General features: G+C 41.9%; 15 protein-coding genes. All 15 read left to right on the top strand.

Going from position 1 to position 14,240, the window contains the following annotated elements; translation table 11 throughout:
- Positions 1-52: 52 nt before the first annotated feature.
- The 15 genes from rnmV (at position 53) to mfd (ending at position 14,223) form a co-directional block, all read left to right on the top strand.
- On the top strand, positions 53-613 hold the full coding sequence (rnmV, locus tag MHH31_RS00275) for a ribonuclease M5 (protein WP_342495144.1): 561 nt from the start codon (positions 53-55) through the stop codon (positions 611-613).
- On the top strand, positions 606-1,484 hold the full coding sequence (gene rsmA / locus MHH31_RS00280) for a 16S rRNA (adenine(1518)-N(6)/adenine(1519)-N(6))-dimethyltransferase RsmA (RefSeq protein WP_008341873.1): 879 nt from the start codon (positions 606-608) through the stop codon (positions 1,482-1,484). The genes rnmV and rsmA overlap by 8 nt, the downstream gene beginning before the upstream one ends.
- Before the next feature lie 289 nt (positions 1,485-1,773).
- Entirely contained in the window at positions 1,774-2,658 is an 885-nt protein-coding gene (gene yabG, locus MHH31_RS00285; RefSeq protein ID WP_007496216.1) for a sporulation peptidase YabG, read from the top strand.
- A gap of 213 nt (positions 2,659-2,871) precedes the next feature.
- Positions 2,872-3,129, top strand: coding sequence for a Veg family protein (locus MHH31_RS00290; RefSeq protein WP_003217979.1), 258 nt, complete (start codon positions 2,872-2,874; stop codon positions 3,127-3,129).
- A gap of 161 nt (positions 3,130-3,290) precedes the next feature.
- A complete protein-coding gene (locus MHH31_RS00295) occupies positions 3,291-3,476 on the top strand; it encodes a small, acid-soluble spore protein, alpha/beta type (protein ID WP_017366434.1) in 186 nt (61 codons plus the stop codon).
- 147 nt (positions 3,477-3,623) lie between these two features.
- The gene (gene ispE / locus MHH31_RS00300) at positions 3,624-4,493 is read left to right on the top strand and encodes a 4-(cytidine 5'-diphospho)-2-C-methyl-D-erythritol kinase (RefSeq protein WP_017359321.1); all 870 of its coding nucleotides are present in this window, start codon (positions 3,624-3,626) and stop codon (positions 4,491-4,493) included.
- 55 nt (positions 4,494-4,548) lie between these two features.
- Positions 4,549-5,382, top strand: coding sequence for a pur operon repressor (gene purR / locus MHH31_RS00305; RefSeq protein ID WP_007496210.1), 834 nt, complete (start codon positions 4,549-4,551; stop codon positions 5,380-5,382).
- Between the two features lie 38 nt (positions 5,383-5,420).
- The gene (gene ridA / locus MHH31_RS00310) at positions 5,421-5,798 is read left to right on the top strand and encodes a 2-iminobutanoate/2-iminopropanoate deaminase (protein WP_008341860.1); all 378 of its coding nucleotides are present in this window, start codon (positions 5,421-5,423) and stop codon (positions 5,796-5,798) included.
- 224 nt (positions 5,799-6,022) lie between these two features.
- Positions 6,023-6,319, top strand: coding sequence for a septation regulator SpoVG (gene spoVG / locus MHH31_RS00315; protein WP_008357439.1), 297 nt, complete (start codon positions 6,023-6,025; stop codon positions 6,317-6,319).
- 198 nt (positions 6,320-6,517) lie between these two features.
- Entirely contained in the window at positions 6,518-7,888 is a 1,371-nt protein-coding gene (glmU, locus tag MHH31_RS00320; protein ID WP_045035090.1) for a bifunctional UDP-N-acetylglucosamine diphosphorylase/glucosamine-1-phosphate N-acetyltransferase GlmU, read from the top strand.
- A gap of 22 nt (positions 7,889-7,910) precedes the next feature.
- A complete protein-coding gene (locus tag MHH31_RS00325; protein WP_003217907.1) occupies positions 7,911-8,864 on the top strand; it encodes a ribose-phosphate diphosphokinase in 954 nt (317 codons plus the stop codon).
- Positions 8,865-9,002: 138 nt separating this feature from the next.
- Positions 9,003-9,629, top strand: coding sequence for a 50S ribosomal protein L25/general stress protein Ctc (locus MHH31_RS00330; RefSeq protein ID WP_008341853.1), 627 nt, complete (start codon positions 9,003-9,005; stop codon positions 9,627-9,629).
- A 140-nt stretch (positions 9,630-9,769) separates the two neighbouring features.
- Positions 9,770-10,336, top strand: coding sequence for an aminoacyl-tRNA hydrolase (pth, locus tag MHH31_RS00335; protein WP_007496201.1), 567 nt, complete (start codon positions 9,770-9,772; stop codon positions 10,334-10,336).
- A 55-nt stretch (positions 10,337-10,391) separates the two neighbouring features.
- The gene (locus MHH31_RS00340; protein WP_003217967.1) at positions 10,392-10,622 is read left to right on the top strand and encodes an anti-sigma-F factor Fin family protein; all 231 of its coding nucleotides are present in this window, start codon (positions 10,392-10,394) and stop codon (positions 10,620-10,622) included.
- 67 nt (positions 10,623-10,689) lie between these two features.
- Positions 10,690-14,223, top strand: coding sequence for a transcription-repair coupling factor (gene mfd, locus MHH31_RS00345; protein WP_058337194.1), 3,534 nt, complete (start codon positions 10,690-10,692; stop codon positions 14,221-14,223).
- Positions 14,224-14,240 lie beyond the last annotated feature (17 nt).

Genomic DNA, 14,240 nt, shown 5'->3' on the forward strand with positions numbered 1-14,240 from the left:
GTTTCATTTTTTGACAAAAAAATGTAGATTGTTTTTGCAAGCGGAGGAATACATGAAAATCAAAGAAATCATTGTGGTGGAGGGTCGTGACGACACTGCTAGAGTAAAGATGGCAGTTGATGCAGATACGATTGAAACGAATGGATCTGCCATTGGCGATACAGTCATTCAACAAGTGCGTCTTGCTCAGGAGACGAGGGGGGTTATCATTTTAACTGATCCTGATTTCCCTGGGGAAAAGATCCGTAAAACCATCGCAGAGGCTGTCCCTGGCTGTAAGCACGCCTTTTTACCAAAACACCTTGCGAAAGCGAAGCGGGACAAAGGAATTGGTGTCGAGCATGCTTCCTTGGATAGTATTCGAGAATGCCTTGCTCATGTCCATGAGGAAATGGAAGAATCAGAAAGCGAGATTACGTTAGACGATTTATTTGACGCAGGCCTTATCGGAGGCGAAGCATCAAAACGCCGCCGCGAACGATTAGGTGTGCTATTAAATATAGGATATACAAATGCGAAGCAGCTGCAAAAGCGTCTTCACATGTTCCAAATAACGAAAGAGGATTTTATTGCGGCCTTAAAGACCGTCATCCAGGAGGAAGCCGATGAATAAAGATATTGCGACGCCCATCAGAACGAAGGAAATACTGAAGAAGTACGGTTTCTCTTTTAAAAAGAGCTTAGGGCAAAACTTTTTAATTGATACGAATATTTTAGATCGCATTGTCGATCATGCAGAGATAACGGATGAGACCGGTGTGATTGAAATTGGCCCTGGTATCGGTGCGTTGACTGAACAGCTCGCCAAACGGGCAAAGAAAGTCACGGCTTTTGAAATCGACCAGCGCCTATTGCCGATTTTAAACGATACGCTTTCTCCATATGATAATGTCACCATTATTCATCAAGACGTATTGAAGGCAGATGTAAGAAAGGTGATTGAAGAACAGTTTGCTGACTGTAAAGAAGTAATGGTCGTAGCAAACCTTCCTTATTATGTGACGACACCAATTATTATGAAATTGCTTGAAGAAAACCTTCCATTGAAAGGAATCGTTGTCATGCTGCAAAAAGAAGTAGCAGATCGCATGGCTGCTGTTCCTTCATCAAAAGAATACAACTCTTTGTCGATTGCAGTGCAATTTTATACAGAAGCGAAGACGGTCATGGTTGTGCCGAAAACGGTTTTCGTCCCACAACCAAATGTGGATTCAGCGGTGATCAAACTAACTGTTCGTGAAACACCTGCGGTCTCAGTAGACAATGATACGTTTTTCTTTCAACTGATTCGTGCGAGTTTTGGCCAGCGCCGGAAGACATTGATGAATAACTTGATGAACAATCTGCCAGATGGTAAGAAACATAAAGCTATCATTGAAGAAGCCCTTGTAACAGCTGAGGTTGATGGGAAACGCCGCGGTGAATCATTGTCAATCGATGAATTTGCCCGTTTGTCCAATGTTTTACACAAAGCCCTCTCATAAGGGCTTTTCAGCGCGTGTAAACAAACCCTCGCATTCGGTGTCAGTCCTGCGCGCTGGTGCTCACGAATGTCAAATTCGCTCCGTGCCAGTGCTCGTTCTTCCTAGACTACAAAGGTTTTCTATCACGCTGAAAAGAAGACAAAGCCCTTTCATAAGGGCTTTTTTCTTTTGGTTTTCACCACTTCACCTGTTCAGGCATAGGCTAGAAAGAACAACACACCTGAAAGAAGAACAAGTGTAGCGTAAGACGATACCAACAGGATAAGAGCCTGATTGTGGAGTGAAAAGCATGCAATTTCAAATAGGAGATATGGTGACGAGGGCATCCTATCAGATGGATATTATGTTTCGTATCATTCGAATTGATGAGACAGACCAGCACGAAGCCACCGCCATTTTGCATGGGAATGAAGTGAGGCTGATCGCCGATGCGAAGATGTCAGATTTGGTCTTGATTCAAAAAGAGGAGCAACTGACAAGAGAGAAGGACGATGAACGGAAAATTAACGAATCGCTCGACTTACTCAGGCAAGATTATCAGCTGCTTCGTGAAAAACAAGAGTATTATACGTCTGGACAATATCAGCATCAGGAGCAGTATTTTCATATGCCCGGAAAGGTTCTGCATTTAGATGGAGATGCTTCATACTTAAAGAAATGCTTAGATGTATATGAAAGAATCGGTGTACCTGTGTATGGTGTGCATTGCCACGAGAAGAAAATGCCAAGCATGATTGATTCATTAATTGATCAATACCGGCCTGATATTTTGGTCATCACAGGACATGATGCGTATTCTAAACAAAAGGGCGGTGTACACGATATCGGTGCATATCGTCATTCTCGTCATTTCGTTGAAACGGTTCAAAAGGCAAGAAGGAAGGTTCCGCATTTAGATCAGCTCGTGATCTTTGCAGGTGCCTGCCAATCTCATTTTGAATCATTAATTCAAGCAGGTGCTAATTTTGCAAGCTCACCCTCACGTGTCAACATTCATGCACTTGACCCCGTCTATATTGTTGCCAAGATCAGCTTCACTCCATTTGTAGATCGAATCAACGTGTGGGATGTGCTCCGAAATACGCTGACGAGAGAAAAAGGTCTCGGAGGGATTGAAACAAGGGGTGTTTTAAGGGTAGGTATGCCATATAAAAGAGACCATGAATCGACATAACCCGACTGATTTCAGTCTGGTTTTTTTTATGCTCAAAAAGAAATTTCATATGAATACATAATTCACCGGAATTTGAGAAAAATAGGGAGGAGAAAAGGTAGAAGTTTGTCAAAATTATTTTGTTGACAATGGCTCGTGTTGGTTGATATAATTTAATTTTTATTTGACAAAAATGGGCCGTTGTTGTATAATTATCTCAGTGAGGTGGATGCAATGGCGAAGACTTTGTCCGACATCAAAAGATCGCTTGATGGTAACTTAGGTAAACGTTTGACGTTAAAGGCTAACGGAGGCCGCCGAAAAACAATTGAGCGTTCGGGCATTTTAGCTGAAACGTACCCTTCTGTTTTTGTGATTCAATTAGATCAAGATGAGAATTCGTTTGAAAGAGTTTCTTACAGTTATGCAGATATACTGACTGAGACGGTCGAATTAACGTTCGATGATACCGCTAGCTCAGTCGCCTATTAATGGGCAGTGAACTTTTTGTTTACTGCTTTTTGTTTTGCCTTTTTTCTGTATGGGAGGCTGTCCATTATTTGAAAGGGGTAAAAGGCAGGAATCGATGCAAAATAAGAAAGCCACAAATGAGTGGCGATGATTCGAATTCTCGACCAAAGGGGCTGTTTCGTTTGGGTAGACGCCGAGGCATTATGTCAGATGAGTTCAAATACGAGCTGGCGAAGGATCTTGGATTTTATGATACCGTCAAAAATGGAGGCTGGGGAGAGATTCGTGCGCGTGACGCAGGAAATATGGTCAAACGTGCCATTGAATTAGCTCAACAGCACATGGCTCAAGAAGAGAATCAACGATAAAGAAATGATCAGGGATACCTCGGGTGTCTCTGGTCTTTTTTGCTTGAAAAAGTGAGTGTGCTGGGGGCAAAAGCCAATATTCATCAGATCCATCAAATGTGATACAATATTGATACTTATGTTTAGATGGAGAAGTAGGTGAAATGTTTGCGTATTTTAGAAAAAGCACCGGCAAAAATTAATCTCTCACTTGATGTTCATGGAAAAAGACCGGATGGATATCACGAAGTGGAGATGGTGATGACAACAATAGATCTTGCAGATCGACTAGAGCTGACGGAGCTGGACAAAGACGAAATCCGTGTATCATCTCATAATCGTTTTGTGCCAGATGATCAACGGAATTTGGCTTATCAGGCAGCTAAATTATTAAAAACAAGATTCGGTATTCAAAAAGGCGTATCGATTGTCATCACAAAAGCAATTCCCGTCGCAGCAGGTTTAGCTGGAGGCAGCAGTGATGCCGCAGCAGCGCTTCGCGGCTTAAACCGTTTGTGGAAGTTAAATCTCACGTTAGATGAACTAGCTGAGCTTGGAGCGGAGATCGGCTCAGATGTCTCTTTTTGTGTACACGGAGGGACAGCGCTAGCGACAGGACGTGGAGAGAAACTAAAGCATATTGCGACACCGCCGCATTGCTGGGTGATTTTAGCGAAGCCGGTGATTGGGGTATCTACAGCTGAGGTCTACAGACAATATGACGCAAGCAAAGTAGAACACCCAAATGTACAGCGTATGATTGAAGCAATTGAAGCGAAAGATTATAAAGAGATGTGCGGCTCACTCGGTAACGTGTTGGAATCTGTGACATTAAAGATGTATCCGGAAGTCGATATGATTAAGAGACAGATGAAGCGTTTCGGAGCAGATGCTGTATTAATGAGCGGCAGCGGGCCAACTGTATTTGGTTTGATTCAATATGAATCGAAGGTACAAAGAATATATAACGGACTGAGAGGATTTTGTGATCAGGTTTACGCTGTCCGCATGATCGGCGAACAAAATACCCTTGATTAAATCCGTATATTAAGTTATATTATTCATAAATTATTCGGGTTCTGGGGGTAAGTTCATGAAGTTTCGTCGAAGCGGCAGATTGGTGGACTTAACAAATTATTTGTTAACCCACCCGCACGTACTAGTACCTTTAACTTTTTTTGCAGAGCGATATCAATCTGCGAAGTCCTCTATTAGTGAAGACTTAACGATTATCAAACAGACCTTCGAACAGCAGGGAATAGGGACTTTACTTACTGTACCTGGCGCTGCTGGCGGAGTGAAATATATTCCAAAGATTCATCTAAAAGAAGCAGACGAAGTCGTCAACGATATCGGAGAGGCATTATCAACTCCTGAACGTGTGCTTCCTGGCGGCTATTTATATTTAACTGATGTTTTAGGCAATCCATCGATTCTTGCGAAAATCGGTAAGCTTTTTGCGACCATTTTTTCGGATCGACCGATTGATGTTGTCATGACTGTTGCGACGAAAGGTATTCCGATTGCCTATTCTGTTGCAGGTTATTTAAATGTGCCTGTTGTGATCGTTAGAAAAGATAATAAGGTAACTGAAGGATCAACTGTGAGTATTAATTATGCATCAGGTTCTTCTAACCGAATTCAAACCATGTCACTTGCAAAGCGGAGCTTAGATAAAGGATCCAATGTGTTGATTATTGATGACTTTATGAAAGCAGGCGGAACCATTAATGGCATGATGAATCTTCTAGAGGAATTTAATGCAAATGTTGCAGGGATCGGTGTTTTATTAGAAGATGAAGGCGTAGATGAACGTCTTGTCGATGAATATGTATCACTTTTAAAGCTTTCAACCATTGATATGAAGCAGAAAATCATTGAGATCAATGAAGGTAATTTCCACGAGTTTTTTCATTCGAAAGCTTAAGCTTTGATCAAACATGTATTTGAATGGGAGAGATTGATATGACAAAAGTTGTTCAAACCAAAAACGCGCCAGCAGCCATTGGACCTTACTCTCAAGGGATTATCGTCAATAACATGTTTTACAGCTCAGGGCAGATTCCGTTAACGCCAGCTGGAGATTTTGTGAATGGAGATATTAAAGAACAAACACATCAAGTGTTTCATAATCTTAAAGCCGTCCTTGAAGCAGCGGGTGCTTCCTTTGAAACAGTCGTGAAAGCAACGGTTTTCATTAAAGATATGGAACAATTCGCTGAAGTGAATGAAGTGTACGGTGAATACTTCCATACACATAAGCCAGCTCGTTCATGTGTAGAAGTAGCCAGACTTCCAAAAGATGCACTTGTAGAAATTGAAGTTGTGGCATTAGTGAAATAAACAGGCCATCTCTTTGGAGACCGTTTGGTTTCATTATATGTATGAAAAGGCATCGTCATGATGTCTTTTTTCACGCAACCGATGTAAGCGTCGTCATTAAAATGACAAAAAATGTATAAATATCCCGATATTTCAAAAAAAGTTTAAAAAAAGAGCAGGAGAATCACCACAATCGTTGAATACCTAATTAATGCTTTTATATTGGGAAAAGGTGGTGAACTACTGTGGAAGTTACTGACGTAAGATTACGCCGCGTGAATACCGATGGTCGCATGAGGGCGATTGCATCCATCACGCTGGACCACGAATTTGTTGTTCATGATATTCGTGTGATTGATGGAAACAATGGCTTGTTTGTTGCAATGCCTAGCAAACGTACGCCTGATGGAGAGTTTCGCGACATTGCACATCCAATTAATTCAAGCACTCGGGGTAAAATCCAAGATGCTGTTTTAAATGAGTATCATCGCTTAGGCGAAGAGGAAGAGACAATTGAATATGAAGAAGCTGGAGCTTCTTAAAGATATGTGAACCTAAAAAGACAGCTTTAAGAGAAAATGAATGTTTTCTTTTAAATGCTGTCTTTTTTGCGTTTTTTCTCTTGTTCCTTATGTCTCCCGTTCATTAGAAAATTAATGCACTTCCTCTTGTATCCTTGAAATCAGTCCTTATTTAGGATATATTTTTCTATGGATAATAGGGATATTGGAGGCCAATCAATGGATAAGCGGTTCGCAGTGATTTTAGCAGCGGGAAAAGGAACAAGAATGAAGTCAAAGTTATACAAAGTACTTCATCCAGTTTGCGGAAAGCCAATGGTCGAGCATGTGGCAGATCAAGCGTTAAAGCTATCTTTAGCCAAGCTTGTGACGATTGTCGGTCATGGAGCAGAGGACGTCAAGAAGCAGCTTGGGGACAGAAGTGAATATGCACTTCAAGAAGAACAGCTGGGAACAGCGCATGCCGTCAAACAAGCCAAATCGTTCCTCGCGCAGGAAAAGGGAACAACCATTGTCATTTGTGGAGATACACCATTATTGACAGCGGAAACAATGGAAGCCATGTTAAGCGAGCATCAAAAACAACAAGCGAAAGTGACGATTTTGACAGCACACGCGGATGATCCAACAGGTTATGGACGTATTATTCGTGATGAAACAGGTGCTGTAGTAAAAATCGTCGAGCATAAAGATGCAAATGATGCTGAACGTCAAGTGAATGAAATTAATACTGGGACCTATTGCTTTTCAAATGAAGATCTCTTCCGTGTGATTGAGCAAGTGTCAAATGAAAATGCACAAGGTGAATACTATTTGCCGGATGTCATTGAAATTTTAAAGAATGAAGGACAGACGGTTGCGGCGTATCAAACACCGCATTTTGAAGAAACACTTGGAGTCAATGATCGTATCGCTCTATCACAAGCAGAGCAATTCATGAAGCGACGTATTAATCATCAGCATATGAAGAATGGTGTAACCTTGATTGATCCTGAGAACACGTATATCTCGCCAGATGCAGTCATCGGTGAAGATACAATGATTTATCCTGGGACGGTCATCAAAGGGAATGTAAAGATTGGTGCAGATGCCACAATCGGTCCGAACACTGAAATTGTTGATAGCGTAATTGGAGATCGGACAGTCATTAAGCAGTCTGTTGTCTGTGATAGTGAAGTTGGGGTAGATGTGACAATTGGACCGTTTGCTCATATTCGCCCGTTGTCGAAAATTGGCGATGAAGTGAAGATCGGAAATTTTGTCGAAATCAAGAAAACAGTTTTCGGTGACCGAAGCAAAGCGTCTCATCTTAGCTATATTGGAGATGCAGAGGTCGGAGCGGATGTAAACCTTGGTTGTGGATCCATTACAGTTAATTATGATGGGAAGAACAAATTCTTAACGAAGATTGAAGATGGCGCATTTATTGGCTGCAATTCAAATCTCGTTGCACCAGTCACTGTCGGAAAAGGGGCATATGTTGCAGCCGGTTCAACGGTTACAGAAGATGTACCGCAGGATGCATTGTCTATTGCTAGAGCAAGACAAGTCAATAAAGAAGATTATGTGAAAAATATTCATAAAAAATAATCCAAATACCCGGAGGTTTACCATGTCTAATCGTTATGCTGATGCGAATTTAAAGATATTCTCTTTGAATTCAAACCCTGAACTTGCCAAAGAAATTGCCGATCGTATCGGAGTTGATGTAGGAAAGAGCTCTGTTAAACGTTTTAGTGACGGTGAAGTCCAAATCAATATTGAAGAAAGTATCCGTGGCTGTGATTGTTATGTTATTCAATCTACTAGTGCGCCAGTCAATGAGCACATTATGGAGCTACTCATTATGGTAGATGCACTAAAACGCGCTTCTGCGAAAACGGTCAATATTGTCATCCCTTATTACGGATATGCACGTCAAGATCGTAAGGCGAAACCTCGTGAGCCAATCACAGCGAAGCTTTTTGCGAACTTACTTGAAACAGCAGGTGCTACACGTGTCATTGCACTTGATCTTCATGCGCCGCAAATCCAAGGTTTCTTTGATATTCCAATCGATAACTTAATGGCTGTGCCAATCTTAACAAACTATTTCGAACAGAAAAACTTGAATGATATCGTTGTTGTGTCTCCTGACCACGGTGGTGTTACGCGTGCGCGCAAAATGGCGGACCGCCTGAAAGCACCAATCGCAATTATCGACAAACGTCGTCCGAAGCCGAACGTGGCTGAAGTGATGAACATCATTGGGAACATTGAAGGCAAAACGGCGATTCTCATCGATGATATCATTGATACAGCTGGTACGATTACACTTGCTGCAAATGCACTTGTGGAAAATGGAGCGGCTGAAGTCTATGCTTGTTGTACTCACCCAGTATTGTCTGGACCAGCAGTAGAACGTATTACAAACTCTAAAATTAAAGAATTAGTTGTGACAAACAGTATTCACTTAACAGATGACAAGAAAGTTGGAAAATTCATTCCGCTTTCAGTTGGGCCTTTGCTTGCAGAAGCCATCATCCGTGTACATGAAGAAGAATCTGTGAGCTACCTTTTCAGCTAATTTTCTGATTGAAAAAGGCCCTAGGCATCAGCTTGGGGTCTTTTTGCTGTGATAAATGAAAGACAAACATGTTTAAAATGATTCAGTTATGGGTATTTATGAAAGTAGTGACAAAAAAGAAATAGGATGGTGCTGAATATGGCAACTTTAAAAGCAAATAAAAGAACTGATTTCAAACGTTCCACACTGCAAAAAATCCGTCATTCAGGACACGTTCCTGGTGTCATATACGGAAAAAATACAGACAACCTTGCTGTTTCATTAGACAGTATTGATTTATTAAAGACATTACGTGATGAAGGAAAAAACACAATCATCACATTAGACGTTGGCGGTGAAACAAAATCTGTGATGGTAACAGAATTGCAAACAGATCCGTTGAAAAATGAGCTTGTCCACGCTGATTTCCAAGTGGTCGACTTACAGCGAGAAATTGACGCAGATGTACCTGTACAACTCATTGGCGAATCCAAAGGTGTAAAGGATGGCGGTGTGCTTCAGCAGCCACTATTTGAGCTATCCATTACAGCGAAACCAAAGGATATCCCGCAAAATATTGAAGCTGATATTACAAACTTAGAAGTAAATGACGTACTAACAGTTGGTGATCTGTCTGTTCAGTCTACGTATCAAATTAATAATGATCCAGAAGAAGTTGTTGCTTCGATCTTACCGCCTCAGCAATCAGAGGTTCCAGAGCCAGATAGTGAAGAGGAAACGCAAGAGCCTGAGGCCATTAAAGAAAAAGATGACAGCGAAGAATAACTGGTCAATTAGAGACGTAACCCTCCCGCGGTTACGTCTTTTGTGCTAGAATGAAAAGAATTCATACGTTTTGCATGAGGCAATCACATTGGCTCATTTTTTAGGCGTGTGCATGTGCGACAAAGGAGGTTATTGGTTTCATGATTGCGTTCGTTGGATTGGGTAATCCAGGAAAAGAATATGAAAAAACAAGACATAACGTCGGGTTTATGACAATAGATGAACTATCAAAAAAATGGGACATCCCATTAAATCAATCAAAATTCCATGGACAATATGGAACTGGGTTTGTTTCGGGGCAAAAGGTTCTACTTGTGAAGCCTCTTACATATATGAATTTATCAGGGGAATGTGTGCGTCCGCTGATGGATTACTATGATATTCCCCTTGAACATTTGAAGGTCATCTATGATGATCTTGATTTGCCAACGGGCCGAATTCGTTTGCGTACAAAAGGAAGTGCAGGCGGACATAACGGAATCAAATCGTTGATTCAGCATTTAGGTTCACCAGAGTTTGACCGATTCCGTATCGGCATCGGCCGTCCACAAAACGGCATGAAGGTCGTCGATTACGTACTAGGACGCTTCTCAGAGGAAGAACAGCCTGATATCTCATCTGCTATTCAAGCATCTGTTGAAGCTTGTGAAGCGGCTTTAACAAAGCCATTTTTAGAAGTGATGAATGATTTTAACAAGAAGGTATAAGAATGATAAGCAAAGCACATACTGATCATAAAATCTCAGCATGGGAGGATCACGTATGGCTTTGCACTATTACTGCCGGCACTGTGGTGTAAAGGTTGGCAGTCTAGATGAATCCGCTGTCCAAAGTGAAGCACTTGGATTTCATCACTTAACAAATGAGGAAAGAAACGATATGATTTCTTATAGGGAAAATGGTGATTTACATGTACAAACCATTTGTGAGGATTGCCAAGAGGCGCTCGAAAGAAATCCTGATTACCATCAGTATCATACCTTTATTCAATAAAAAGCTTTGGTGTAGATAATAGACCAAAGCGTTTTTCTGTTTTAAACAAGCAGGGAGGAGGAGCCAAATGAAAAATATACAATCATTTATCAAACAAAGTGATGATTTTCAGTCCATTTTTAATGGGCTAAAGGAAGGTTTAAAAGAACAACTGCTCGCCGGACTATCAGGCTCCGTCAGATCTTTATTTACAGCCGCCATATCAGACGAATTAAAGCGGCCGATGTTTATTGTGACACACAACTTATATCAAGCGCAGAAGGTCACAGATGATCTAGCAAGTGTGATGCCGGATCACTCGGTCCTTCTTTATCCTGTCAATGAACTCATTGCATCTGAAATTGCTGTGGCAAGCCCTGAGCTTAGAGCGCAGCGTCTTGATGTATTGAATCGTCTCGCAAATGGAGAAAATCCGATTGTCGTGACCCCAGCAGCTGCAGTGCGTAGAATGCTTCCTCCTGTTGAGCTCTGGAAGGAGAGTCAGATCCATTTAAAGGTTGGTGAAGAAATTGATTTGGAGGCGTTTTCAAAACAACTCGTGCAAATCGGTTATGACCGGACGTCCATGGTCGCTGCGCCCGGAGACTTTAGTGTGCGCGGAGGAATCATTGACATTTATGCGTTAACGGAAGACCACCCGATCCGTATTGAGCTGTTTGATACAGAAGTGGATTCTATTCGGTCCTTCCACTCTGACACGCAGCGTTCATTGGAAACACTTCAAGAAATCAAGATTGGCCCGGCGAAAGAGCTGATTGTAAGAGGGCCTGAACGAGTGAGAGCGATTGAACAGCTTGACGAAGGTCTTGCCAGTAGCTTAAAGAAATTCAACTCGGATAAACAAAAAGAACTGCTCCATCAGAATATTTCTTCTGATCGTGAGAAGCTGCTAGAAGGTATTGTGACACAAGAAATGACGAAGTATCTGTCCTATTTCTATGAAAAGCCTGCTAGTTTGCTAGATTATACATCGCAGGATACGATTATCATTCTAGATGAAATCAGCAGAATTCAGGAGATGGAAGAACAGCTTGAACAGGAAGAAGCAGATTGGACAATTAGTCTGCTGGAAGAAGGGAATATCCTGCATGATCTAGCCCTTTCCTTCCCATTTCAAGAGCTGTTCAATCAGCAATCGAGATCGATTCTGTACTATTCCTTATTTTTGAGACATGTTCAGCAGACCAATCCGCAAAATATCGTCAATGTATCTAGTAAGCAAATGCAGAATTTCCATGGGCAGATGAATGTGCTTGCAAGTGAAATTGAACGCTACAAAAAGCAGAATTATACGGTTGTCTTTTTAGGTGCGGATGAAGAGCGGACAGAGAAGCTGTCATCTGTCTTGCATGATTATGACATTGAAGCAGCTCTTGCTAAACCTGATGCTGAGCTTGTCAGCGGGCAAGTATATATTTTACAAGGTGAGCTGCAAACCGGTTTTGAACTGCCTTTATCCAAAATTGCTGTCATTACAGAGGGTGAACTTTTCAAGAAACGTGTGAAGAAGCAGGCACGTAAGCAAAAGCTGACGAACGCAGAGCGAATCAAAAGCTATTCAGAGCTGCAAGTGGGCGATTATGTGGTGCACATTAACCACGGGATCGGTAAGTATTTAGGAATTGAAACGCTTGAAATTGGCGGCATTCATAAAGATTATTTAAATATTCATTATCAAGGAAGCGACAAGCTTTATGTCCCTGTTGAACAAATTGATCAGGTGCAGAAGTATGTAGGGTCAGAAGGAAAAGAACCAAAGCTATACAAACTAGGCGGCAGCGACTGGAAACGCGTGAAGAAAAAAGTAGAATCATCTGTGCAGGACATTGCGGATGATCTGATTAAGCTGTACGCAGAACGTGAAGCAAGCAAAGGGTATGCTTTCTCGCCTGACCATGAGATGCAGCGCCAGTTTGAATCTGCATTCCCTTACCAAGAAACAGATGATCAAATTCGCTCGATTCATGAAATCAAGCAAGACATGGAGCGGGAGCGCCCGATGGATCGTCTGCTTTGTGGAGATGTGGGCTATGGAAAAACAGAGGTGGCGATTCGAGCAGCCTTCAAAGCCATTGCTGACGGGAAGCAGGTGGCACTGCTTGTACCAACAACGATCTTAGCGCAGCAGCATTTTGACACGATTATGGACAGATTCCAAGACTATCCTGTTAAAATCGCTCAGCTTAGCCGCTTCCGTACACGAAAAGAAACAACAGAAACCTTAAAAGGGCTGAAAAATGGAACGATTGATATGGTCATTGGGACGCATCGTCTTCTTTCAAAAGACATTGTGTACAAGGATTTAGGACTGTTAATTATCGATGAAGAGCAGCGCTTTGGTGTGACGCATAAAGAGAAAATTAAACAAATGAAAGCCAATATTGATGTGCTGACGTTAACGGCAACGCCAATTCCTCGTACGCTTCATATGTCGATGCTTGGCGTACGTGACTTATCTGTTATTGAAACACCACCTGAGAACCGTTTCCCAGTTCAAACCTATGTTGTCGAGTACAATGGTGCGTTAGTTAGAGAAGCCATTGAGCGAGAACTGGCAAGAGGCGGTCAAGTGTACTTCCTTTATAACCGAGTGGAGGATATTGAACGAAAAGCAGATGAAATCTCGATGCTTGTTCCAGACGCAAAAGTAAGCTACGCACACGGGAAAATGAGTGAGAACGAGCTGGAATCCGTGATGATTAATTTCCTAGAAGGTGAATCGGATGTACTCGTCAGTACAACCATTATCGAAACGGGCGTAGACATACCAAATGTGAACACGCTCATTGTTCACGATGCTGATAAAATGGGGCTTTCGCAGCTGTACCAGTTAAGAGGACGAGTTGGGCGCTCGAATCGTGTGGCCTATGCTTATTTCACTTATCGAAAAGACAAAGTGCTTTCTGAAGTAGCTGAGAAAAGACTTCAAGCTATTAAAGAATTCACCGAGCTTGGGTCAGGCTTTAAGATTGCGATGCGTGACTTAACGATTCGAGGAGCAGGAAATTTACTTGGTGCACAGCAACATGGATTTATTGATTCTGTTGGATTCGACCTTTACTCTCAAATGCTGAAAGAAGCCATTGAAGAAAGAAGAGGCGATACAACTGCTCAAGAAAAATTTGAGCCGGAAATTGATCTCCAAATTGATGCCTACATTCCAGATACTTATATTTCTGACGGCAAGCAAAAAATCGAGATGTATAAACAGTTTAGAGCGATTGGATCAATAGAAGAGCGGAAAGAGCTTCAAGATGAAATGATTGACCGATTCGGAGAATATCCGCAAGAAGTGGCTGATTTGTTCACGATTGCGACGATGAAGGTGTACGCTGTGCAGGAACGTGTCGAGTTGATCAAGATGGAGAAAGGCATTGTCAGACTCACTCTCGATGAAAAAGCAAGCAGCGACATCGATGGTCAAAAATTATTTGAGCTTGGCAGTCAATATGGACGTGATATCGGTCTTGGCATGGAAGGCAGCAAGCTGATTATTTCTGTCCAAACAAAAGGCAAGAAAACGGAGGAGTGGCTTGAAGTCGTTCTTCGTATGCTTCGAGGTCTTCAAGATGTGAAAAAAGAAACCATTCCATCTTCATAAAATTTTGTTGGTCTCTC

The sequence above is a fragment of the Bacillus sp. FSL K6-1033 genome (assembly GCF_038630765.1).
Lineage (GTDB): Bacteria > Bacillota > Bacilli > Bacillales > Bacillaceae > Bacillus > Bacillus altitudinis.

Excerpts from the sequence above, each read along its gene's own strand:
- rnmV (WP_342495144.1), top strand. The coding sequence starts at position 53 with ATGAAAATCAAAGAAATCATTGTGGTGGAGGGTCGTGACGACACTGCT.
- ridA (WP_008341860.1), top strand. The coding sequence starts at position 5,421 with ATGACAAAAGTTGTTCAAACCAAAAACGCGCCAGCAGCCATTGGACCT.
- MHH31_RS00330 (WP_008341853.1), top strand. The coding sequence starts at position 9,003 with ATGGCAACTTTAAAAGCAAATAAAAGAACTGATTTCAAACGTTCCACA.
- glmU (WP_045035090.1), top strand. The coding sequence starts at position 6,518 with ATGGATAAGCGGTTCGCAGTGATTTTAGCAGCGGGAAAAGGAACAAGA.
- MHH31_RS00290 (WP_003217979.1), top strand. The coding sequence starts at position 2,872 with ATGGCGAAGACTTTGTCCGACATCAAAAGATCGCTTGATGGTAACTTA.
- pth (WP_007496201.1), top strand. The coding sequence starts at position 9,770 with ATGATTGCGTTCGTTGGATTGGGTAATCCAGGAAAAGAATATGAAAAA.
- mfd (WP_058337194.1), top strand. The coding sequence starts at position 10,690 with ATGAAAAATATACAATCATTTATCAAACAAAGTGATGATTTTCAGTCC.
- purR (WP_007496210.1), top strand. The coding sequence starts at position 4,549 with ATGAAGTTTCGTCGAAGCGGCAGATTGGTGGACTTAACAAATTATTTG.
- rsmA (WP_008341873.1), top strand. The coding sequence starts at position 606 with ATGAATAAAGATATTGCGACGCCCATCAGAACGAAGGAAATACTGAAG.
- MHH31_RS00325 (WP_003217907.1), top strand. The coding sequence starts at position 7,911 with ATGTCTAATCGTTATGCTGATGCGAATTTAAAGATATTCTCTTTGAAT.
- yabG (WP_007496216.1), top strand. The coding sequence starts at position 1,774 with ATGCAATTTCAAATAGGAGATATGGTGACGAGGGCATCCTATCAGATG.
- MHH31_RS00340 (WP_003217967.1), top strand. The coding sequence starts at position 10,392 with ATGGCTTTGCACTATTACTGCCGGCACTGTGGTGTAAAGGTTGGCAGT.